The organism is Clostridium lentum (genome assembly GCF_014287815.1).
Classification (GTDB): domain Bacteria; phylum Bacillota; class Clostridia; order Clostridiales; family Clostridiaceae; genus Clostridium; species Clostridium lentum.
On sequence record NZ_JACOOQ010000021.1, the window covers coordinates 25,381 to 46,355 of the forward strand.

The window sequence follows — 20,975 nt, forward strand, 5'->3', positions numbered from 1 at the left end:
TCGTACTAGGATTTCCCATTTAAATCATATCATATATATGTTTTTAAATCATCACTTTTTATTAATATTTTTATTCCAGATTTCTTAGATTTTCCATTGCTATTTATACTTTTTTTAATATTACTTAAATCAATACTTTCCTTTTCAAAAAAAACCTTAAGTTGATTTCTTTCACTTTCCTCTGTATTTTTGGATAAATAAATCGCAAATAATATATATTTTCCTAAAGTCCCATTAGCCATTTTTTCTGATGAAATACGTTCCTTTTCTATTATTAAGTTAATTAACATTATAATATCATTAATACTAATGGCTATATCAGCTTTTGTACTAATTAAGACTTCTTTTTCTTCTAATGATAATCCTTGAAACTTAAACTCTTGTTTATCAATATAGCATCTAATTACTTGTCCTTTATTATCAACTACTTTTTTAGATTCATTAACTATAAAATTAAAAGATTCTCTATAGTTATCTCTTATTTCAGCTAATAATAATATTATCTCATAATCAGATAAGTATATATTTATTCCGCTATTCCTTTCTTTAATAATATAGCTTGTATCTTTTCTCTTAAGTAAATATAAATCTGAGAATAGCTTATAATTGCTATCAAAGTTTATTTGTTTATAATAATAATAATTTTCACTATCCCTACTATTAATATTCAATTCATTCATCTTACTTTTTTTTAACTTAGAACAATATTCTATAATGCTTTCTTCAGTAATTTTATATTTAATTATACTATCTGTTGATTCATTATTTTCTTTCAAAAACTTTAGTCCCCTTTTAGTCACTTTTTTACATAAAAAAACGGCTTAATTACTATAATTAGGCCGTTTTTTGTATTATACATGGTACTCCCAACAGGAATCGAACCTGTATCTATCCCTTAGGAGGGGATTGTTCTATCCATTTAACTATAGGAGCATATCCACTACAATAACTATTTTATTATAACTTTTTTGTTATGTCAATTTCTTCTATTATTCAAATCTAGGATTTTTTGATGATTTTACAGTAACTCTATTATTGTTAATTAAAAATGTTATTATGAGATTATCATATGGTGTAGGTACTCTTCCTGCTTTTATTCCCACTACTATTTCATATTGCTGCCTACATGGTCCATAGCTAGATATAACCCTTGCATTTAAAATTCTTCCTTGACTTAAGCAAAAAGGAGTATTTTTACCAAAAGTTAAAAACACCTGATTTTCTATATAAGGAAAAAGCATATCCATTAAAGCTCTTTCAATGATTGAACATCTATTTTGTAGATTAATTTGTGGATTAACTGGAATTGCATACTTCATTCTAGGTGCAAATGGTGTTGGATAACTAACTAAGTTTTCTTCCATATCTATAGGTTGAAATTTTTCCATACTGATATTTTCTTGGCTACTAGCCTTTTTTTCAACAGCATTACTCATGATATCCTTATTCTTGTCATTATAATACCTACATTCATAAGCTTCTTTTACCTTATAATCTTTTACATATCCCCACTGTTCTACAGCATTATAAGTCTTATTACTAGATTTAAATTTAATAATTACCTTACTTCCATATAATTCCTTATGAATTAAAAAAAATTCCCTATCACCATATATTATTGCTTTAATCACCATTGGTAATTCATTTCTAAAAATTTTATTTCTTATGGCTATTTTTTCTTCATCACTACAAGTATCTAAAAGCACTTCCAATCTTAAATAATATAAGTTATTCTCATCACAACTCCAGCATCCTAAGACTTCATCTCTTAATTCACTTACCTTGCTATAATCATAATATTTTCCTATACTTAAAAACAATTCTCCTGTTTCATCACTATGAGTTAAAGTATATCTTCTAGGTATTATTGCTCCATCATTATCTATATCATCAGCAAAGACAATGTTCAATTTTTCTTTATTAAAATCACTCAAATTCATACCCTCTATTAAATTATCTTCATTGATAATATATGAAAAACTCCTAACTTTGCTTATGCTCTTTCTACACACATCTTTTGAATACATAATAAATTTATAGTATACTGAAAAATGTACTAATATAATAGGAGTGAATTATTATGATAAGAACGATTATTTGGTTTATATGGTTTTTCTTAAGTTTAATTATAAGTATTCCCTTCCTTCTAAGAGTTAAATATTTAGCTAAAAAAGGACGAATGGAAGAAAGCAATAATCTAACTAATAAATGTACTCGTATATGGGCAAATTCATTACTTAAAGTTGCAGGAGTAAATGTAAATGTACATGGATTAGAAAATCTTCCAAAAGACAAAACTGTACTATTTGTAGGAAATCATCAAGGAAACTTTGATATACCAATATATTTAACTTCAATTCCTAATTTAATAGGCTTTATATCAAAAATTGAAGTAGAAAAAATCCCTCTAGTTACAGGCTGGATGAATGCTATGCATTGTGTATTTATGGATAGATTAAGCATAAGAAAATCTGGGGAAGCTATTATTAAAGGTATAAAAAACTTAAAAGCGGGATTTTCAATGGTTATCTTCCCAGAAGGAACTAGAAGTAAAGGTACTAAGATGGCAGAATTTAAAGCAGGAAGCTTTAAACTTGCCACAAAATCAAAGTGTCCTATAATACCTATCACTATTAATGGTTCATACAAGATCATGGAACATGGTAATGGATTATGGATAAAAAAAGGCACTGTAGATTTCTATATACATAAAATGGTTGAAACTAATGGCTTATCTAAGGAAGAATTAGAAGAGCTACCAGCAAAAATTCAAGAAATTGTAGCTAGTAAGCTACCTGAAAAATAAAAAAATCTGTATAAGGAAAATTATAAATTCCCTTATACAGATTTTTTAGTTTATAACATTTTTAATCCACTTACATGACTTCAATCTAGAAATACTAAATGATACTTTAACAAGTTCCTCAGAACAGATTAGGAAAAATACAACTTCCACTGGCATCTTTAATACTATAGCTGCAAAAAAGGCTATTGGTACTGCATAAAACCAAACTGTACCAAGTTGTACTAGCATTGTATATAAAGTATCTCCGCCACCTCTAAATACACCTATTATCAATACTGTATTAAAGAATCTTAAAGCTGAAAAAATTGCCATTATTCTTAATACTCTAATAGTATCTGCACATGCTTCTGCACTTACATCAAAAGGTTTCACTATTAATGGTGCTGCTATCCATATTATTATTCCTAAAATAAACCCTGCAATCGGTGCAAGAATACTAATCCTTTTAGAATAATCTATAGCTACTTCCTCTTCTTCTGCTCCAATTTTATTTCCTATAATTATGGCTGCTGCTGCACCTAAGCCTGTACAAATAACCATAAACATATTATTTAACGTATTTGCTATTTGCATTGTAGCTACAGCTCTTGTGCCAATAAATGAATATGATACTGTATAAGCTGTCATACCTAGCGACCATACAAGCTCATTTAAAATTACAGAAGTTGAAACCTTAAAATAACCTTTTATATCTTTAAAACTAAAATCAAATAATTCTCTTACCTTTGCTGCTACTATATTCTTACCTATATAAACATTACCAAGAATATATATAAATTCTATTATTCTGGCAATGGTCGTTGCTAAAGCTGCTCCTGCCACCCCCATTTTTGGTGCTCCAAGATTACCAAATATAAATACCCAGTTTAATACTGCATTACATAAAACACCTATTAAACTAGCATACATAGGTATAGATGGCTGTCCTGTACTTCTTAGTGCTGAAGAAAGACATTGACTTAAGTTAACAAATATTGTACTTATAGCTACAATCCTTAAATATTGTGAACCTAACTGTATTACTTCAATATCATTTGATAATATTCCCATTATTTTATGAGGAAAAACAAAGGCTGCCAAACCAAATATCATTGTTGCAATAAATCCAATAGTAATATCAATTCCTAACATCTTCTTTATGTCTTTAACATTTTTCTTACCCCAAAACTGAGCCATAAATATATTGGCTCCTGCATTTATACCCATTATACATAAAGTAAATATAAAGAAATATTGATTTGCTAATCCTACTGCTGCTATAGGAGTTTCTCCTAATTTACCAATCATGAGGTTGTCCACTAGATTTAATGACGTTGTTATTAAATTTTGTAATGCAATAGGAATTGCCAATGTAAGCATTGCTTTTAAAAATACCTTATCTTCTAAAATTTTTCCCATTTTTTCTCACCTTTCACAATTTTCTTTTAAAAAAATAGAGCAAATGGGTAGTATTTAAGCCGCCCATCTGCTCTATTGATAAAATAACACAATATACAATAATTTCATACTGTCTCATAATTGCTATTTTCAATTTGATATTTTGAACTATTTTCTCCTACTTGTCAACTATATAAACACTTATTTTTTTTATTTTTATGCAAATAAACTCATTTTTATTTACTAAGTTTTAGTATTTTTTAATTTTTACAATAAATACTTAGTGCATAAATTATTGTTTTACTATATACTAAGATAAGTTATAAAAATAGTTGTGCTGAATAATTATTTTAATTAGTAGATTAAAATTTATAAATAAAAATATATTGAAAAGAAAGAGGATACTATATGACAAAATTAACATTTAATGACTTAGGATTGAAAGAGGGATTATTAAAAGCTATAACAGATTTAGGCTTTACTACTCCATCAGATATCCAAGCCGAAGCTATTCCAGTAGCTTTAAACGGGCAAGATATCATTGGCCAAGCTCAGACAGGTACTGGAAAAACAGCTGCTTTTGGACTTCCAATGCTAAACAACATAGCTAATAGAAAGGCAATAAGTTCAATTATCTTAGCACCAACAAGAGAATTAGCTATACAAGTTCACGATGAATTAGTTAAGCTTGCAAAATATGAAAAATTAAACGTAGTTGCTGTCTACGGTGGTGCACCAATACACAACCAAATAAGAGACATAAAGAAAGCTAACATAGTTGTAGGAACTCCAGGAAGAGTTTTAGACCATATAAGAAGAGGTACTTTACCTTTAGATTCAGTTGAATTCTTAGTATTAGATGAAGCTGATGAAATGTTAAACATGGGATTCATTGATGATATGGAAGAAATAATGAAGAGTATTCCTGAAGAAAGACAAACTCTTTTATTCTCAGCAACAATGCCTTCTCAAATCAAAAAATTAACTAAGAAATATTTAAAAGAAGATTCTGTACATATTGCTATTGCTAGAAAAGAATTGACTGGCTCAACAATTACTCAAAACTTTTTTGAAGTTAATAATAATGAAAGGTTTGAAACTTTATGCAGATTAATAGATTTCGATAATCCATCTGCTGGTATCATCTTCTGTAAAACAAAAAAAGGTGTTGATGATTTAGTTTCATCTATGCAAAGCAGAGGATATATGGTTGAAGGAATGCACGGAGATATGTCTCAAATTCAAAGAATGAAGACTTTAGCTAAATTTAAGAACGGATCATTAAAATTCTTAGTTGCAACAGATGTTGCTGCTAGAGGAATCGACGTTGATGGCGTAACTCATGTATTTAACTATGAATTACCACAAGACATTGAATCTTATGTTCATAGAATTGGTAGAACTGGTAGAGCAGGAAGAACTGGTACTGCTTACAGCATAATTTCACCAAGAGAATTTGGTTTCTTAAATCAAATTAAAAAAGTAACTAAGAGTAATATAGTAAAAAAATCTGTACCTACAGTTGAAGAAATTTACAATAACAAATTTGCTATACTTTTAGAAGAAGTAAGTACAATAATTGAAGACAATACTGATACTTCAAGATTTACAAAAATTGCAGAAGAGCTTACAGAAAAGTTTAATGCAACAGATGTAATTGCATCATTAATACAAAACCAATTTAAAAATAAATTATCATTTGATTACAAAAACAACGAAATAGCTTCTCCTAAGAAAGAAGATGTTAGATTATTCTTCTCAGCTGGTAAGAGAGATGGATTAACAATAAAATTATTATTAAACTATATCAAAGATAATGCTAAGGTTGGCGGACGTCAAATAAGAGATATAGATATATTAGAAAACTTCACATTTGTAAATGTTGATTACAGCATTCATAAACAAATACTTGAAAAATGCTCTGGAAAGAAAATTAACAAGAGAAAAGTAAATGTAGAAGTTGCTAACAAAAGCAGAAAAAGAAAATAATTTTTATAAAAAAAGATAAAGAAATTTTTACTTCTTTATCTTTTTTTCTACACCTTCTAATAAATATTCTAAATGAGAAACATCTACATTTTCTCTCTTAAGCATTTTTATTCTTTCCTTAGCTTTAGATACAGTTTCTTTAGCCTCTTGAAAATCTTTGCCTTTTGCTGCATTACTAGCATAAGCTATAAGATAATCAATCTTTAATACTAATTCTGCCAAATCTTCCCTTTCATCATTTACTAAATCACATAAAAGACCATATATTTTAGGTGTTGTATTTCTCTTTGAATCTCTTAATAAGTCATTATTTGTGCTATTATATTTTGCCATATAGTTACCTCCATAACTGTTATCCTAATAAAATATCTATTATTTCACTAAAAATAGCCAGCTATTATATAATATTATTATTTCTAAATATATTAAATTAATTATGGCACATGATTTTTATTCTGTAAATGGAGAAAAAATACTGCTAAAACTATCCATAGACATCGGTGATATTCTCACCCTCTTTAAGGTATATAAACCATCATTTATACTAGCAAAACCATATTCAGTGGTTACTGCTGCCTTAATACCAAGTTGTGCATCTAAACTCACAGTGGTATCATCATACTTACCTGCTGGATAGCATAAAAACTTACTATCTACTCCAATATTCTCCTTAAGAAATTCTTTTCCATCTTCTATAGTCATCTTTTGATCCGCAAGTGAGGCTCCACCTAATTCAAAATGATATGCTGTATGATTTTCAATTTCCATTCCATGTTCCTTCATTTCTTTTAACATATCTGTACTCATATAGTAACCATCTTTGTCTGTATTATTGGTTATTATAAAAAATGTTGCCTTCATACCGTACTCTTTTAATATAGGATATGCCTCTGTATAATTATCAGCATAACCATCATCAAAAGTTATAGCTACAGGCTTTACTGGTACCTTACCTGTTTCAAAAGCTTCGTATACCTCTTCTAAAGACATTGTAGTAAATCCATTATCATTAAGCCAAGCCATTTGTTCATTAAAGAGTTCAGGTGCTACCATCAAACTATTATCAGGATAATCAGCGCATATAGAATGATACATTAAAATTGGAATTCTCACTTCTTCTGGTGCAATGTTTATATACTTTACCTCCGTTGTATCTGCTTTCTCATTTACTCCTTCCTCTACTGTTTCCAAATTGCCTTCTTCATTACTTACAGAACTAGGAGCTTCACTTACTTCCTCACCTGTGCTCTCTTGCTTTTCTGCTTTAATAGAATTATATTTATTCTTGCTATTTTTTTCTTTTATAATCACTACACTTCCTATAATTAATATTATAGCAACTAAAATTAAAAGATTTTTCTTTTTATTTTTTATCATAAATTCCTCCTCATACTAATTACTACTATAAATCTTATTATACTTTTAAATCTTTGTAAATTTATTTTAAAGCTATATTTTCTTAATTTTTTTCAATATTTTATTAAATATTTCAAAACTTTAATATATAATTGTATATATTGAATTTATTAGGTGGATTATGATAAATATATATATTAAAAAACATCCAGAAAGTAAGATTAGAATCTTTCTTTCTGGATGTTTTTATTACTTTTCTTGTAAAAGCTTCTTTAATTTATTTTGAACTAACCATAGTTTTTTTTGTTTTCTGTTATATGCTACAAGCTTATTTTTATTATTCTTACTTTCTTCCATAAGCTTAATATATTTTTCATCTGCAATATTTAATGCATCTTCAATTACTAAAAGTTCTTCTTTAGTAAACATATCTAGCCCTCCATTCATCAAATTAATCAATAATAGTTACCCTTAATTATATCATTATTTTCACTAAAATATTGTTTAAAATGAATTTAAGTTGACTCTAACTCTACTTTACTTTCATTACTTTTCTTATTTATAAGATAATCTACAATTATAGCAATTGCTCCATCACCAGTTATATTAGTAGCTGTTCCCAAGCTATCTTGTGCTGCGTGAAGAGCTATCATTATAGATTTTTCTATACTACCAAAGCCAAACATTGTTTCTAATAATCCAAGTGCTGCCATTACTCCACCTCCTGGAACTCCTGGTGCTGCAATCATTGTAATTCCAAGCATAAAAATGAATGGTAATACTTGAGATAATGTTGGAACTTGTCCATTCATATACATTACAGCCATTGAAGTTATTACTAAAGTTATTGTATCTCCTGCTAGATGTATTGTCGCTCCTAAAGGAACTACAAATTCTGCTATTTCATCACTAACTGAATTTCTTTTTACACATTGTAAAGTTACTGGAATAGTAGCTGCTGATGATTGTGTCCCCATTGCTGTAAAATATGCTGGTAGCATATTTTTTATCAACTTAATAGGATTTTCCTTCTTTATTATTGAAGTTATACTGTATTGAATTAATATATATATAGCTTGCACTGAAAATAATACTGCATATACTATGGCAAAAGACTTAAGAGTAGTAAATATCTCTCCACTGAAGCTTAATTTAGCAAAAATACAACCAATATATATTGGTACTAAAGGAATTAATACTTTATTAACTATCATAAGCACTATTTCATTAAACTCTTCAAAAACCCTTAATAAAGAGCTATCTTTTACTTTTGATATACCAATACCTAAAATAAAAGCTAAGACTAAAGCAGACATAACCCCCATTATAGCAGGTATATCTATTGTAAAGTAGGCAGTAGCTTCAACTGCTGCTCCTTCTGCTAATGTTCCCTGCTTAATTAAATTAGGCAGAATGGCTGACCCTGCTAAATACGCTAATAATCCTGCTACTATAGTTGAAACATAAGCTATAACTGTTGTAAGTAGCAAACCCTTTCCAGACTTTTTACCTAGTGTAGCTATTCCTGGAACTATAAATCCTATTATTATTAAAGGAATAACAAAGGATAAGAAGCTACCAAAAATACTACTAAATGTAGCTGCTAATCTTACTGGCCATAAAAGACCAATACCATTGCATCCTAACCCCAAGATAATACCCAAAAAGAAACAAATAAATATCCTTGAAATTAAAGACATTTTTTTCATAAATACCCCCTTTTGTACTTTCACGACGTACAACTGTTTATTATATACTTACAATATACAATGCGTAGAAATTTATGTCAATTAGTTTTTGAAAAAACTATTAAATAACTTCCCTCAATAACTTTTCTATATTATAAATTAGATAGTTCTATCTTGATAATATTATTAATTCCATATTCATCAAGCATAAGTTTTTCATCAATTGTAAAAAGAACCCCTTAGCTGTTTACCAAGAGGTTCTTTTTGATAATTCAATATATTACATGTTCATAAACATTTCTATATCATCTTCAACATTATTTATTCCACCAATACCAAAGTTTTCAACTAATACTTTAGCTACATTAGGTGAAAGGAATGCTGGAAGCGTTGGTCCTAAGTGAATATTTTTCACTCCTAAGTATAGTAATGATAATAATACTATTACTGCTTTTTGTTCATACCAAGCAATATTAAATGCTATTGGTAAATCATTTATATCTTCAAGTTCAAATATTTCTTTTAATTTTAATGCTATTAATGCTAATGAGTATGAATCGTTACATTGTCCTGCATCTAGTACTCTTGGAATTCCACCGATATCTCCAAGATCTAATTTATTATATTTATATTTAGCACATCCTGCAGTTAAAATAACAGTATCCTTTGGAAGAGCCTTAGCAAAATCAGTGTAATAATTTCTTGATTTAGCTCTACCATCGCAACCACCCATTACGAAGAATTTCTTAATAGCTCCTGATTTTACTGCTTCAACAATTTTATCAGCTAAAGCAAATACTTGAGCATGGGCAAATCCACCAACAATTTCTCCAGTTTCAATTTCAGTTGGAGCTTTGCACTTCTTAGCATGTTCTATTATTGCTGAGAAATCTTTATTATCTTCACTTTCTCCTTTAATATGAGTACATCCTGTATATCCAGCTGCTCCAGTTGTATATACTCTATCTTTGTATGAGTCCTTAGGTGGTACTATACAGTTAGTAGTCATAAGAATTGGTCCATTAAAGCTTTCAAATTCTTCTTTTTGTTTCCACCATGCATTACCATAGTTTCCTACTAAGTGAGAATATTTCTTTAAATGTGGATAGTAATGTGCTGGTAACATTTCTGAGTGAGTGTATACATCTACTCCTGTACCTTCTGTTTGTTTTAATAATAATTCTAAATCTTTTAAGTCATGTCCTGATACTAAGATACCTGGATTATTTCTAACTCCAATATTTACTTTAGTTATTTCAGGATTTCCATAAGTTTCAGTGTTAGCTTGGTCTAATAATGCCATACCATCAACACCAACTTTACCTGTTTCTAAAGTTAAAGCTATAAGTTCGTCTATTGTTAAAGAATCATCTAATAACTTAGCTAATGTGCTTTGCATGAAAGCATTAACTTCTTCACTATCATATCCTAAAGCATTAGCATGCTTCATGTATGCTGACATACCTTTTAATCCATAAGTTATAAGTTCTCTTAAACTTCTAACATCTTCATCTTTAGTTGCTAAAACTCCTATATCAGACTTCTTGTCCATTTCTTCATTTGAAGATGCATCCCATAAAGCTGCTTCTGATAAGTTTGCTGTATCTTTTAACTTTGCCATAAGTTCATTCTTAACATTTAAAGTTTCTCTAACTCTGCTGTAGAATACTTCATCATCAAAGTTTGCATTAGTTATTGTTGTAAACAAATTAATAGTTATTAAGTGATTAACTGCTCCATCTATAGCTTGTCCTTCAGCTCTTAATCTAGTTGTTATCTCACTTAACCCTTTAGTTGTATATATTAAAAGGTCTTGCATTCTAGCTAAATCTGGGCTTTTTCCACAAACACCAAACTTAGTGCAACCTGTACATCCTGCTGTTTCTTGACATTGAAAACAAAACATTTTATTTTCCATTTCTTAAACCCCCGTAAAATTAATTTTCAAAATATATACTATATAATACACTATAATTAAAATAAAATATGTAACATTTGTTACAAAGTTTATTTTCATTTTTTCAATGAAAAAGTATTTCTTCTAATTTCTCTATATCTAATATAGTTATATTATTCCTATCAAAATCTATAATTTTTTCTTTTCTAAGCTTAATTAATTCTCTTGATAAAGAAGGTCTCGGAATTCCTATAAAATTTGCTATTTCTTCTTTGTTCATTTTTAAATTTACTATTAGTTGTTTTTGTGATTTATATTCTTGCAAAATATAATCTGCAACTTTTTGCTTTATATTTTTTAAAGAAATACTTTTAATCTTATTATTAAGTACAATAACTTTATCACTTAAAAGCATCAGAAAATTTTCTAATATAATATCATTTAAAGAAAATAATTTTCTGATGTCCTCTTTATTTAAATACCCTACTATACAATTGCTATTTGCCATTACTGTTACAGGATACGTAGTAGTTTTAGAAAAAATAAGTGCCTCTCCAAATACATCACCACAAGAAAGCTTCTTCATTACTATAGATTTACCACTAGGATATATTCTTTCTATATTAGCTGTTCCTTGTAATAATAAACCTATAGCATTACAGTTATCATCTTCCTGTGAAATTATAGAACCTTTAGGATATCTCTCTATATAATAATTTAAATGTTTTAATAATTCTTCTAATTCTTCTCCACTAATACCAGAAAAAAGTGCATTATCTTTAATATTATTTATTATTTCTTTCATTTTTCACCACTCTTATCTTTTGTTTTAATTATAGTATACTACTTTTTTATTATTACATATAAAAAAACCGTATTAATATGAACTTTATTTCTGAAGCATTAAGTTCTTATTAATACGGAATCTTTTCTATATTTTTTTAACTACTGATGATTTTAATTTCATAGCTCCAAAACCATCTATTTTACAATCAATATCATGTCCATCAGATACACCATAAAGTAAACGTATATTTTTTACTTTTGTACCTTGCTTTAATGCAGATGAAGCACCTTTAACTTTAAGGTCTTTTATTATTGTAACTGTATCTCCATCGTTTAATACATTTCCATTTGCATCTTTGATTACTTCTTGAGCTTCTCCAGCAACTTCTGCACCAGCAGTCCACTCATAAGCACATTCAGGACATACTAAAAGGCTTCCATCTTCATATGTATATTCCGAATTACATTTAGGGCAATTTGGTAATTTATCCATTATTCATTCCTCCAATAATTTTCATTTGTAATTGTATAATTACAATTAATATATGCAAAATATAGAAATATATAAAATTCTGCTTATATTCTTATATATACTATCATACTCTTTTAATATTGACAAACAATCATCATACAAACAAAAATTCAAGATTTCTGAATTAACAATATCATTATTTTAATGAGTAATTATAAGTTCTAGACTTATCTCTAGTTGTACAAATTTGTAATGTTAAATCATCTAAATTATACACACATGACCATTGTGTATCTGAAGGTATTCCTTCTCCACCTTCAACCTGTCTTACTCCTTGTGATGGTACACTAAGTAAAAGATCCATTGCTTCATCTTCACTCATTATTCCATTTGTCTCTTCTTGCTTAGCTTTAATTTTTTCATAACGGTCTTGTCCATATCCTGAATTCATATTGTTATAAAGAACAAAATTTGTTGCTGCTGTATATCCCTCTTCTTTAGTTAAAACATGCATTTCATTATTTATATATTCAACAACTGCTGTATTTCCTGTAGCATCTGCAATTTGAAAATGATAACCTGTTTCTCCACTTGAATTCATATCATAATTTTTAAGTAATTCAATAGCTTCATCAACAGTAGCCGCTTTATCTAAAACCATACGAATTGCTGAAGTAGTTGTTATAGGTACTTTTCCAGTATTTTGATGAACTTTTCCATCTTCAATAACAAGAACACCAATAGCAAGTCCTTTTTCATTCATACCATCTAATGGTGCATATGGTGCTGCTAAAGTAATAACACGATTTATTAAATTCTTAGTTGGCATATTTTCTAAACTTAATCCTAAATGATTTAAATTAACTAAAGAAATTGACTTATATCCATTCTTAGGTTGAGTGCGAACAATAAGTCCTATAGAATGTACATAATCAAAATTTCTTCCAAAAAGATTTTCATCTTCTAAATTAGTAGCAACAAAAGTGCTACAAGCTCCATCTGGATTAACATCAAAAGAAATTCCTTTTAATACTTGCTTAGTTACAAAACTTACAAGATCATCATCTGTTGCAGCTCCATTTACTAAAAATTCATCTAAATTATAATCTGCATGATAAGTCATTTCATAAAAAGGATGCTCATTTAATTGTTTAAAAGATACTAATGTACGAATCTCTCCAAAAAACAATCCTCCTACTCCAATAACTAATGCTAATATTAATGCTAATGTACTAATACCTATTATCTTTAATTTTTTCTTCATATACTTTTCTCCTATTTTTTAATAAGTTATCTTTGCTAAAGATATTATACATTATTTTATTTTGATAATCAAACTATTTTATTTACAAATTATTTTTTTATGATTAAGCTAATATAGCTATATTTAAATATATTGAGGGTTGGTTACAATAAGAACGAGGCTTCACTCTTCTATTAATTACATGACACCAGAACAATGCTAATTATTAGCTAGAAGTGCAACATAAAAAAGTTTGAGTTTCTGTGTCCAATATATTGACATAAGACCAATTTAAGTTATATTATTTTATCAAATAAAATGAAAAATACTAAACATCAACACAAAAATGTAAATCATAATCCATAAGTTAAAAGTGTAAAAGCTTACTTTGGAGAACCCAAAGTAAAAACTTATGATTCAACTGATTTTAAGCTATAATAAGGAGGATGAATAAAATGAATAATTATGAAAATATTTTTAGGTGGATGAAAAAAGCAACAAAAGCAGAACGTCATATTGAAGAATTAGAGTTATTCGCAAAAAAACATCCAATAATATTTATGAAGTTTCATAAGGAAGGTAATGCAATAATTAAATATGATGAATGTGATCCTAAATATATTAAAGCAAAAGAAGAGTTAATAAAACTATTTAATGAAAATCAAAGTAGTTTTGAACCTGTTTTTGAAGCTGTAAAAAATAAATTTAATTATTAATATTTAAAAATAAAGATTGGAATATTTAAACTATACCCTTTGTCAAGGACAGTTTAAAAAAGAGTAGACTAATTTAAGAGATGATTTCTGTATTGAACAGGAGTCATCTTTTTTAAATTCTATTAACCTCTAAAATATTAATTATTAGTTTTATAATTTTAAACTTTTCACTTGCGGATACTATTACTTCATCCCCCCCTTTCTAGCTTTTTACCATTTTGACATATAAATAAATTACCATAAACACTAATTATTTAGTTCAACAGCCCCATTTTTTATAATTAATATCTTTTGTAGTTATTATTGTTGCTACTTCTATTAGTCAAAGAGCATTTTTACTTTTACTATTCGACTGATAATTGAATATCTTGATATAATTTGTTATTTCTTATTTCTGGATTATATCCAATAAATGCTTTTCCCGCTTCTTCATCTCCTTGTAATTGCCACATAAACCATGCTGTAACATATCCATCTGCTGAATATAGCATTTGTACATGTTTTGCTCCAATTCTTCTGAGCATTACCTTTGATGATGGTATCTTATTATACATTTCAATCATTTTTTCAATTGGTATTACATATTGAGTTTCAAAATATCCATTAGTTCCTGCTATCATCAATATTGGTATATTTATTTTAGTTAAATCATATTTCCACCCAAACTGATGTGAAATTTCTTCGTGTGTTGGAGATAAAGCTACTGCTGTTTTGTATTTGTCCTTATATTCCATAATAGAAGTTGCTGTTAACACTCCTGTTCCACCTTGTGAATGTCCTGTTATACCTATGTTGTCTAAATCTAATTTACCATAAAAAATACTGTTACTATTACTATTTTCAGATATAATCAAATCTATTGTTTCATCAGCAGACTTGCCAAATCCTGTGCTACCATCATCATTGCCAATAACTACAAATCCCCAAGAAGCTAAATGTTTGAATAATGCTTTATACTTTTTAGGCAAAACTCCAGTACCATTTAATATAACTACTACTGGATATTTTTTATTGATATTACTTAATTCTTCAGGATAATAAATATAATATTTCTTCGTTATTTCTGAGCCATCTTTTTTTACCTTCTTAACTTTATAATCTCCCATTGATAAATATTTAATTTCAATATCTCCACCTGTTTTTACTTCCTTAGTATAGTTATTGGGTGTCATTGGTATAAATAATATTATGACTAACAGTGCAATAAATAATACAATGGATATTCCAATTATATTTAACAGCTTTTTCATCTCTACTCCTCCTTAATTATTTTTCTGCAGGTATATACTTATCAAGGTATTCTTCCACTGTTTCCATATATTCTTTATAAATTTTATCATCATTTTGAAGTCCGTGTCCTGAATGTGTTGCTTCAAAATATTTATAATCTACATTATTCTCCAATAATTTTATTATTTAATAAACTTTACTCTTTTATTATAAATAAAAACTCTTACCTGCATATTTTAATACAAGTAAGAATTTTAATATCTTATAACATTATTCTATTTACAATTTAAATAAAAACCTCACTTATTTATGATATGGTTCTCCGTAACTACTCTAAATGAGGTTTTGCCACTTTATTCTTTTATCTATTATATATAATTATGCTATAATTCCCACGCTACAGTTTATTTTAATAGATCATTTATTATTGAAGCTAATTTCTTAGGTTCATATGTTGGGGCAAATCTCGAAATAATCTTACCGTTTTTATCCACTAAAAATTTAGTAAAATTCCATTTTATATCTTCTCCATCAGTTTTAAACCCTAGATCTTCAAGCTTTCCGTATAATAACTTTGATTCTTCATCTTCTTCTGCTTGTGGTGCTTCTGATTTTAAAAACTTATATAAGTCTGAAGCATTTTCTCCATTTACTTCAATTTTAGCAAAAGTTTCAAAAGTTGTTCCATATGTTAATTTGCAAAAACTTGATAACTCAGCATCACTTCCTGGTGCTTGTTGGAAAAATTGATTACATGGAAAATCTAATATTTCAAAACCTTTATCTTTATATTCATCATAAATCTTTTGTAACCCTTCATATTGTGGTGTAAATCCACATCCACTTGCTGTATTTACTATTAAAAGAACCTTTCCTTTATATTTTTCTAAAAGTATTTCTTCTCCATTTGTCTTTTTTACTTTAAAATCATATATCATAATTTTTTCTCCTTCTTATAAATGTTTCTCAATATTTTCTTTAATCACCTGTTTAGGTGAAAATCCTATTAATCTTTGAACTTCTTGACCTTTTTTTAATAATACTAATGCAGGAATATTAGATATATTATATTGTTCTGCAATATCCATACTGTTATCAACGTTAACCTTTATTATGTTAATTTTATCTTCAAATTCAACTTGTAACTCATCCAATATTGTTGAAATCATTTTACAAGGTCCACACCATTCTGCAAAAAAATCCACTAAAACCATATCTTTTTCAATTTCACTATTTTTAAGAATAAGTTTTTTAACTGAACTATCTCCTACTATTTCCACTGGAATATCATTTATTATTTCAATAGATGAATCAACTTCTATTTCTTGCTTATACATTGGCACATAATATACTTTTGATGCTATTGTTCCTATAAAATTTGCTTCAGCTTCTTCATGCTTATTATAAGCAATTATTGTTACGACTTTATCTTTATATAAAGGAGCATCACATGTTGCACAATATCCTACCCCTTTACCTAAAAACTCTTCTTCCCCCTTAAATGGCTTACCAAAATTAACTCCTGTAGCTAATATTATTGAAGTAGCTTCATACATTTTATCATTACCACCTATAATTATTTTAATAATTTTTTAATATCCTCTTCAATTTTTAATGGCTTTACTGTAGGTGCATATCTTTTAACTACATTTCCTTCTGAATCAATAAGAAATTTTGTAAAATTCCATTTAATTTCTTTACTCAATAAACCTTTTTTCTCATTTTTTAAGAACTTATATAATGGATGTGCATTTTCTCCATTTACCTCAATCTTTTGGAACATATTAAATGTAACTCCATAGTTTAAAGAGCAGAACTCTTGTATTTCTTCATTGCTTCCTTTATCTTGATGTGCAAACTGATTGCAAGGGAATCCTAAAATTTCTAGACCTTCTTCTTTATATTTCTTATTTAATTGTTCTAATTCAGTAAATTGTGGTGTTAACCCACATTTACTTGCTGTATTAACTACTAATACAACTTTACCTTTAAATGCTTCCATCTTAACTTCTTGCCCATTCATTTTTTTTGCTGAAAAATCATAAAATTTCATATTTTATCTCCTTTTAATTTTATCAAATTTAATTTTATTCAATTAATTATTCTAAATTTATAGAATTTGTTACATACACATTTAATTAAAAGATCAATTCTAATTAAATGTATATTTCAACAAATTCTTACTTAAATGTTGCTAATAAATTATCTAACAATCTCTTTAGCTCAACAAGATCTTCTATGCTCTTGCCAAACTTACAATACATTTTCTCTGGAACCTCAATGATTTCCTCCTTCATTTTTCTTCCTTTTTCAGTAACCTCCACAATAACTACTCTATCATCATCCTTATCTCTATATTTATCTATTAATTCCATTGAAAGTAGCTTTTTTAATACAGGAGTAAGAGTTCCTGAATCTAAATGTAGTTTTTGCCCCATTTCCTTTACCGTTATCTTTTCATACTCCCATACAACTAACATAGCAATATATTGAGTGTATGTAAGTCCATATTTATCTAAATGTGGTTTATAAGTTTTTATTACTTCTCTTGAGGCTGCATATAATGAAAAACATAACTGATTATCTAATTTCATTTTCTCATATTTACCCATTATAATTCCCCTTTTTTAAATTTTTTCAAATTTAATTTTATTCAATTAATCTTGTTATTATATTATTACTATTCACCACTTTTGTCAAGTGTAAATTAATATAAATATATTTTTTAACTCTTTATTATTACTTATGGTAGTATATTTTCAATTACAAAAATAGCCTTAGGCAAGTTATACCAATACCTAAAGCTATAAACCTCACTTATTTATGATACGGTTCTCCGTATCTATAGCAAGTGAGGTTTTTCTATATAAAAATAAGAACTTCATTTTAGAAGTTCTTATTTTACTTGAGTAATCTCTTTTACTCACACTCTTCAAATTCAATTTCCTTTTTCTCTGATATTGAATTTAATATCCCTTTACATACTCTAGATATTATATCTGATATTATATATATAGGATAAACTACTATTTTAATTGCTGTAACTATTACCCAAGCTATTAATTTACTTAACCCTTCTACTGCATTCATCTTAATATTCTCCCTCTTCTTTAATATATTTTAGATAGTCTCTTATTAATTTCCATCATAATATCCATCTGGTTTAGCATTCCATGATGGGTCCCACTCTATTGGATTTTCATTTAATATACTATCAACATCTATATATGGCTTTATTTCACGTCTAATTTGCTCTAATAATTCAATACTTTCTTCATACTGTTCATTATTTATATAATTAGATTCTATATCATCCATTCTTTGATTTAACGCTTCTCTATTTTTAATAACTTCATCTAACTTGATACTGTATTCTTCTTTTATTTCATTCACTTCATCAAGTATGTAAGTTGTTTTATATTCATTAGTTAATATTTCATCACATTTATTAACAATTACATCAACAGGTTGTTCCTTCTTAAAATTTTCTAATTCTATAAATCCCTCAGTCTGCTTTATTAATGATTCAGCCTCTTCATTATTTTTTTTCATCATAAGCTAATTTAAACATACTGACAGCTTTTTCATATTCTTTACTAGCTAATGCTAATTTTCCTTCTTCCATGAATTTATTATATGATGAATTTCCGCATCCAACAAATACTGTCGTCATTCCTAAGATAATTCCTACTATCAATACTTTCTTCATGTATCTCCCCCCTAAATTACACAGATAAATTACATTTAATATAGTATCATGACAGAAATAAAAAATTTGTCTAAATTTGTCTAATAAACTTTCTTTTTATTATTTTTTGGTGTATTAATTTATACCCGAATTATCATATTACTATATCTAAGTTCAATACACTAATTCCAACATTTTTTAACATAAAAGAAGAAGGAGCATCCTTTATAGATACTCCTTCTTCTTTACTTAGATATTCTATCAAGTTATCATTTATATTTAACTTTATAGAATCTACTTCCCTTAATTCATTTATTGTTATTTCTGATATTATCATATGTAACAATTTCTTCTGTTGTTCTACTTCTACATTTTCATTTAGGATTTTACCAAAACTCTCTAGTATGCTCTTTATAAATTCATAAGATATTTCCTCTGATATATCATCTGAAAGCGTTACTAGTAATGGTTGTTTTTCTTCATGAAGAATTTTTATCCTATTATTTAATTCCACATTTCTTGATTGAAACTCTTCCTTAGTTATTATCTCATCTTCATAAGCTTCAAAAATCTTTTTCTTTTTACCATCCAATCTTTCTAATTCTTTGTCTATTCTTGCTAATTCTTTTTTAGCTGGACTTACTCTATTACTCCTTTCTTTATTTATATTTGTTACTATTGATTTAATCATTTTATCATTACTTAATAGCTCTGATATATTACTAAATACATACTCATTAGCCTTATCACATCTTATAGTATTAGAATTACATACCGCTACACTCTTATTTTTCCAATTATCACAAGCATAATATGTTAATCTCCTCCTTGTTCCATCTTTTAATTTATTAGTTGTTCTCATTATTACCATTCCAGCTCCACATTTAGGACATCTTAATATTCCTGTTAGAGGAAATTTTCCATCATAAATTCTAGCTGGCTTACCTTTCTTACTTTCCAGTACAGCTTGTACTTTATCCCATAAACTTTCTTCTATAATCTAACAACTTCTGCTTCCTTTTCATTTATTATTAGCTTGGTTTTTCTTCTTTTTCCAGTTTGAATATCCTCTATTGGTACTAAGTCATACCCTAATACCCTTCCTCCACACCATTCTCCTGCTTTTGCTTTTGCACACATTCCCATTTTTACATTTTGAACTATTGTTCCTATCTCAAACTCCCCTATCAATGCCATCATGTGAAATTGCATTTTTCCTGCTGGTGTACTATTATCGAATTGCTCTGAATAAGAATTGAAAGCTATATTATTCTGTTCCAATACATCTACTATCTTTAGAACATCTGAAAGCTTTATACTTATCCTATTAATCTTCTAAGAAATCACCATCTGAAACTTTCTTTCCTCTGCATCCTTTAGAAGTTCCTTTAGTGCTGGTCTATTTTTTATCTCTTTACCACTTATTCCTCTATCTGAATATACCTTATAAACTGAGTAATTCATTCTATTACACCAATCTCTTAGAAGTCTTTCTTGTTCATCTATACTATATCCTTCTTCTGCTTGTTCTATTGTACTTACTCTACAGTATATAGCAATCTGTTCTATCTTATTTACTTTATCTATATTCACTTTTATTCTCCTATAATCATTAACTTATTTCTACTGAAAATATCGACACTATTGGCACTACGGTTATGACGATATTTTCTATTACAATTATTCTTGGATAGTAAAGGGGGAAAAGGTAGATAAGTAGATAAAAA

23 protein-coding genes, 1 tRNA gene and 2 pseudogenes are annotated in these 20,975 nt (G+C 27.8%); 3 read left to right on the forward strand and 23 right to left on the reverse strand.

Annotated features, from left to right (window positions below):
* Window positions 1-29: 29 nt before the first annotated feature.
* The 3 genes from H8R92_RS11430 to H8R92_RS11440 form a co-directional block, all read right to left on the reverse strand.
* Window positions 30-776 (reverse strand): hypothetical protein, encoded by a 747-nt coding sequence (locus H8R92_RS11430; protein WP_186835505.1) that lies wholly within the window; start codon window positions 774-776, stop codon window positions 30-32.
* A gap of 82 nt (window positions 777-858) precedes the next feature.
* Window positions 859-933, reverse strand: a tRNA-Arg gene (locus H8R92_RS11435).
* Between the two features lie 56 nt (window positions 934-989).
* Entirely contained in the window at window positions 990-2,027 is a 1,038-nt protein-coding gene (locus H8R92_RS11440) for a staygreen family protein (RefSeq protein ID WP_186835506.1), read from the reverse strand.
* 152 nt (window positions 2,028-2,179) lie between these two features.
* Between H8R92_RS11440 and H8R92_RS11445 the strand changes: the two genes are divergently transcribed.
* Complete coding sequence (locus H8R92_RS11445; protein ID WP_366461551.1) at window positions 2,180-2,806, forward strand: lysophospholipid acyltransferase family protein; 627 nt, start codon at window positions 2,180-2,182, stop codon at window positions 2,804-2,806.
* Between the two features lie 45 nt (window positions 2,807-2,851).
* Here H8R92_RS11445 and H8R92_RS11450 read toward each other — a convergent pair whose 3' ends face one another.
* Window positions 2,852-4,204: an MATE family efflux transporter gene (locus H8R92_RS11450; protein ID WP_022211976.1), complete on the reverse strand. Its 1,353-nt coding sequence runs from the start codon at window positions 4,202-4,204 to the stop codon at window positions 2,852-2,854.
* Window positions 4,205-4,591: 387 nt separating this feature from the next.
* On the opposite strand from H8R92_RS11450, the gene H8R92_RS11455 reads away from it, so the two are divergent.
* Window positions 4,592-6,172, forward strand: a complete 1,581-nt coding sequence (locus H8R92_RS11455; RefSeq protein ID WP_186835508.1) for a DEAD/DEAH box helicase — start codon at window positions 4,592-4,594, stop codon at window positions 6,170-6,172.
* Between the two features lie 27 nt (window positions 6,173-6,199).
* On the opposite strand, the gene H8R92_RS11460 is transcribed toward H8R92_RS11455, so the two are convergent.
* From H8R92_RS11460 to H8R92_RS11495, 8 genes are all read right to left on the reverse strand, one after another.
* A complete protein-coding gene (locus tag H8R92_RS11460) occupies window positions 6,200-6,505 on the reverse strand; it encodes a hypothetical protein (RefSeq protein WP_022211978.1) in 306 nt (101 codons plus the stop codon).
* 117 nt (window positions 6,506-6,622) lie between these two features.
* Window positions 6,623-7,549 (reverse strand): polysaccharide deacetylase family protein, encoded by a 927-nt coding sequence (locus tag H8R92_RS11465; protein WP_186835509.1) that lies wholly within the window; start codon window positions 7,547-7,549, stop codon window positions 6,623-6,625.
* Window positions 7,550-7,777: 228 nt separating this feature from the next.
* On the reverse strand, window positions 7,778-7,957 hold the full coding sequence (locus tag H8R92_RS11470) for a hypothetical protein (RefSeq protein WP_022211490.1): 180 nt from the start codon (window positions 7,955-7,957) through the stop codon (window positions 7,778-7,780).
* Between the two features lie 86 nt (window positions 7,958-8,043).
* Entirely contained in the window at window positions 8,044-9,237 is a 1,194-nt protein-coding gene (locus H8R92_RS11475) for a dicarboxylate/amino acid:cation symporter (protein WP_186835510.1), read from the reverse strand.
* A gap of 259 nt (window positions 9,238-9,496) precedes the next feature.
* Window positions 9,497-11,134, reverse strand: a complete 1,638-nt coding sequence (hcp, locus tag H8R92_RS11480; protein ID WP_186835511.1) for a hydroxylamine reductase — start codon at window positions 11,132-11,134, stop codon at window positions 9,497-9,499.
* Between the two features lie 103 nt (window positions 11,135-11,237).
* Window positions 11,238-11,918: a Crp/Fnr family transcriptional regulator gene (locus tag H8R92_RS11485; protein WP_186835512.1), complete on the reverse strand. Its 681-nt coding sequence runs from the start codon at window positions 11,916-11,918 to the stop codon at window positions 11,238-11,240.
* A 126-nt stretch (window positions 11,919-12,044) separates the two neighbouring features.
* Window positions 12,045-12,392, reverse strand: coding sequence for a zinc ribbon domain-containing protein YjdM (locus tag H8R92_RS11490; RefSeq protein ID WP_186835513.1), 348 nt, complete (start codon window positions 12,390-12,392; stop codon window positions 12,045-12,047).
* A 175-nt stretch (window positions 12,393-12,567) separates the two neighbouring features.
* On the reverse strand, window positions 12,568-13,635 hold the full coding sequence (locus H8R92_RS11495) for a C45 family autoproteolytic acyltransferase/hydrolase (protein ID WP_022211485.1): 1,068 nt from the start codon (window positions 13,633-13,635) through the stop codon (window positions 12,568-12,570).
* A gap of 434 nt (window positions 13,636-14,069) precedes the next feature.
* On the opposite strand from H8R92_RS11495, the gene H8R92_RS11500 reads away from it, so the two are divergent.
* Window positions 14,070-14,330, forward strand: coding sequence for a hypothetical protein (locus H8R92_RS11500; RefSeq protein ID WP_022167366.1), 261 nt, complete (start codon window positions 14,070-14,072; stop codon window positions 14,328-14,330).
* A 344-nt stretch (window positions 14,331-14,674) separates the two neighbouring features.
* Here the strand turns inward: H8R92_RS11500 and H8R92_RS11505 are convergent, their stop codons facing one another.
* From H8R92_RS11505 to H8R92_RS13625, 11 genes and pseudogenes are all read right to left on the reverse strand, one after another.
* Complete coding sequence (locus H8R92_RS11505) at window positions 14,675-15,580, reverse strand: poly(ethylene terephthalate) hydrolase family protein (protein ID WP_186835514.1); 906 nt, start codon at window positions 15,578-15,580, stop codon at window positions 14,675-14,677.
* 16 nt (window positions 15,581-15,596) lie between these two features.
* Entirely contained in the window at window positions 15,597-15,734 is a 138-nt protein-coding gene (locus tag H8R92_RS11510) for a hypothetical protein (protein ID WP_186835515.1), read from the reverse strand.
* A gap of 230 nt (window positions 15,735-15,964) precedes the next feature.
* Window positions 15,965-16,498, reverse strand: coding sequence for a glutathione peroxidase (locus H8R92_RS11515; protein WP_186835516.1), 534 nt, complete (start codon window positions 16,496-16,498; stop codon window positions 15,965-15,967).
* 15 nt (window positions 16,499-16,513) lie between these two features.
* Entirely contained in the window at window positions 16,514-16,774 is a 261-nt protein-coding gene (gene trxA / locus H8R92_RS13615; RefSeq protein ID WP_243166656.1) for a thioredoxin, read from the reverse strand.
* A pseudogene (locus tag H8R92_RS13620) lies at window positions 16,763-17,125 on the reverse strand (NAD(P)/FAD-dependent oxidoreductase); the annotation flags it as partial. The pseudogene H8R92_RS13620 and the gene trxA, both read right to left, overlap by 12 nt.
* A gap of 11 nt (window positions 17,126-17,136) precedes the next feature.
* Window positions 17,137-17,613, reverse strand: a complete 477-nt coding sequence (locus H8R92_RS11525) for a glutathione peroxidase (protein ID WP_186835518.1) — start codon at window positions 17,611-17,613, stop codon at window positions 17,137-17,139.
* Between the two features lie 127 nt (window positions 17,614-17,740).
* Window positions 17,741-18,172: a MarR family winged helix-turn-helix transcriptional regulator gene (locus H8R92_RS11530; RefSeq protein ID WP_186835519.1), complete on the reverse strand. Its 432-nt coding sequence runs from the start codon at window positions 18,170-18,172 to the stop codon at window positions 17,741-17,743.
* A 307-nt stretch (window positions 18,173-18,479) separates the two neighbouring features.
* On the reverse strand, window positions 18,480-18,650 hold the full coding sequence (locus tag H8R92_RS11535; RefSeq protein ID WP_186835520.1) for a hypothetical protein: 171 nt from the start codon (window positions 18,648-18,650) through the stop codon (window positions 18,480-18,482).
* A 45-nt stretch (window positions 18,651-18,695) separates the two neighbouring features.
* Entirely contained in the window at window positions 18,696-19,115 is a 420-nt protein-coding gene (locus H8R92_RS11540) for a hypothetical protein (protein WP_186835521.1), read from the reverse strand.
* On the reverse strand, window positions 19,099-19,269 hold the full coding sequence (locus H8R92_RS11545) for a hypothetical protein (RefSeq protein ID WP_186835522.1): 171 nt from the start codon (window positions 19,267-19,269) through the stop codon (window positions 19,099-19,101). Before H8R92_RS11545 ends, H8R92_RS11540 begins: the two co-directional genes overlap by 17 nt.
* A 133-nt stretch (window positions 19,270-19,402) precedes the next feature.
* Window positions 19,403-20,847, reverse strand: a pseudogene (locus H8R92_RS13625) (recombinase family protein).
* Window positions 20,848-20,975: the final 128 nt, after the last annotated feature.

Excerpts from the sequence above, each read along its gene's own strand:
- H8R92_RS11540 (WP_186835521.1), bottom strand. The coding sequence starts at position 19,115 with ATGATGAAAAAAAATAATGAAGAGGCTGAATCATTAATAAAGCAGACT.
- H8R92_RS11500 (WP_022167366.1), top strand. The coding sequence starts at position 14,070 with ATGAATAATTATGAAAATATTTTTAGGTGGATGAAAAAAGCAACAAAA.
- H8R92_RS11470 (WP_022211490.1), bottom strand. The coding sequence starts at position 7,957 with ATGTTTACTAAAGAAGAACTTTTAGTAATTGAAGATGCATTAAATATT.
- H8R92_RS11445 (WP_366461551.1), top strand. The coding sequence starts at position 2,180 with ATGGAAGAAAGCAATAATCTAACTAATAAATGTACTCGTATATGGGCA.
- H8R92_RS11505 (WP_186835514.1), bottom strand. The coding sequence starts at position 15,580 with ATGAAAAAGCTGTTAAATATAATTGGAATATCCATTGTATTATTTATT.
- H8R92_RS11535 (WP_186835520.1), bottom strand. The coding sequence starts at position 18,650 with ATGAATGCAGTAGAAGGGTTAAGTAAATTAATAGCTTGGGTAATAGTT.
- H8R92_RS11495 (WP_022211485.1), bottom strand. The coding sequence starts at position 13,635 with ATGAAGAAAAAATTAAAGATAATAGGTATTAGTACATTAGCATTAATA.
- H8R92_RS11465 (WP_186835509.1), bottom strand. The coding sequence starts at position 7,549 with ATGATAAAAAATAAAAAGAAAAATCTTTTAATTTTAGTTGCTATAATA.
- H8R92_RS11490 (WP_186835513.1), bottom strand. The coding sequence starts at position 12,392 with ATGGATAAATTACCAAATTGCCCTAAATGTAATTCGGAATATACATAT.
- H8R92_RS11450 (WP_022211976.1), bottom strand. The coding sequence starts at position 4,204 with ATGGGAAAAATTTTAGAAGATAAGGTATTTTTAAAAGCAATGCTTACA.
- H8R92_RS11530 (WP_186835519.1), bottom strand. The coding sequence starts at position 18,172 with ATGGGTAAATATGAGAAAATGAAATTAGATAATCAGTTATGTTTTTCA.
- H8R92_RS11545 (WP_186835522.1), bottom strand. The coding sequence starts at position 19,269 with ATGAAGAAAGTATTGATAGTAGGAATTATCTTAGGAATGACGACAGTA.
- H8R92_RS11525 (WP_186835518.1), bottom strand. The coding sequence starts at position 17,613 with ATGAAATTTTATGATTTTTCAGCAAAAAAAATGAATGGGCAAGAAGTT.
- H8R92_RS11485 (WP_186835512.1), bottom strand. The coding sequence starts at position 11,918 with ATGAAAGAAATAATAAATAATATTAAAGATAATGCACTTTTTTCTGGT.
- hcp (WP_186835511.1), bottom strand. The coding sequence starts at position 11,134 with ATGGAAAATAAAATGTTTTGTTTTCAATGTCAAGAAACAGCAGGATGT.
- H8R92_RS11460 (WP_022211978.1), bottom strand. The coding sequence starts at position 6,505 with ATGGCAAAATATAATAGCACAAATAATGACTTATTAAGAGATTCAAAG.
- trxA (WP_243166656.1), bottom strand. The coding sequence starts at position 16,774 with ATGGTTTTAGTGGATTTTTTTGCAGAATGGTGTGGACCTTGTAAAATG.
- H8R92_RS11440 (WP_186835506.1), bottom strand. The coding sequence starts at position 2,027 with ATGTATTCAAAAGATGTGTGTAGAAAGAGCATAAGCAAAGTTAGGAGT.
- H8R92_RS11455 (WP_186835508.1), top strand. The coding sequence starts at position 4,592 with ATGACAAAATTAACATTTAATGACTTAGGATTGAAAGAGGGATTATTA.
- H8R92_RS11475 (WP_186835510.1), bottom strand. The coding sequence starts at position 9,237 with ATGAAAAAAATGTCTTTAATTTCAAGGATATTTATTTGTTTCTTTTTG.
- H8R92_RS11515 (WP_186835516.1), bottom strand. The coding sequence starts at position 16,498 with ATGATATATGATTTTAAAGTAAAAAAGACAAATGGAGAAGAAATACTT.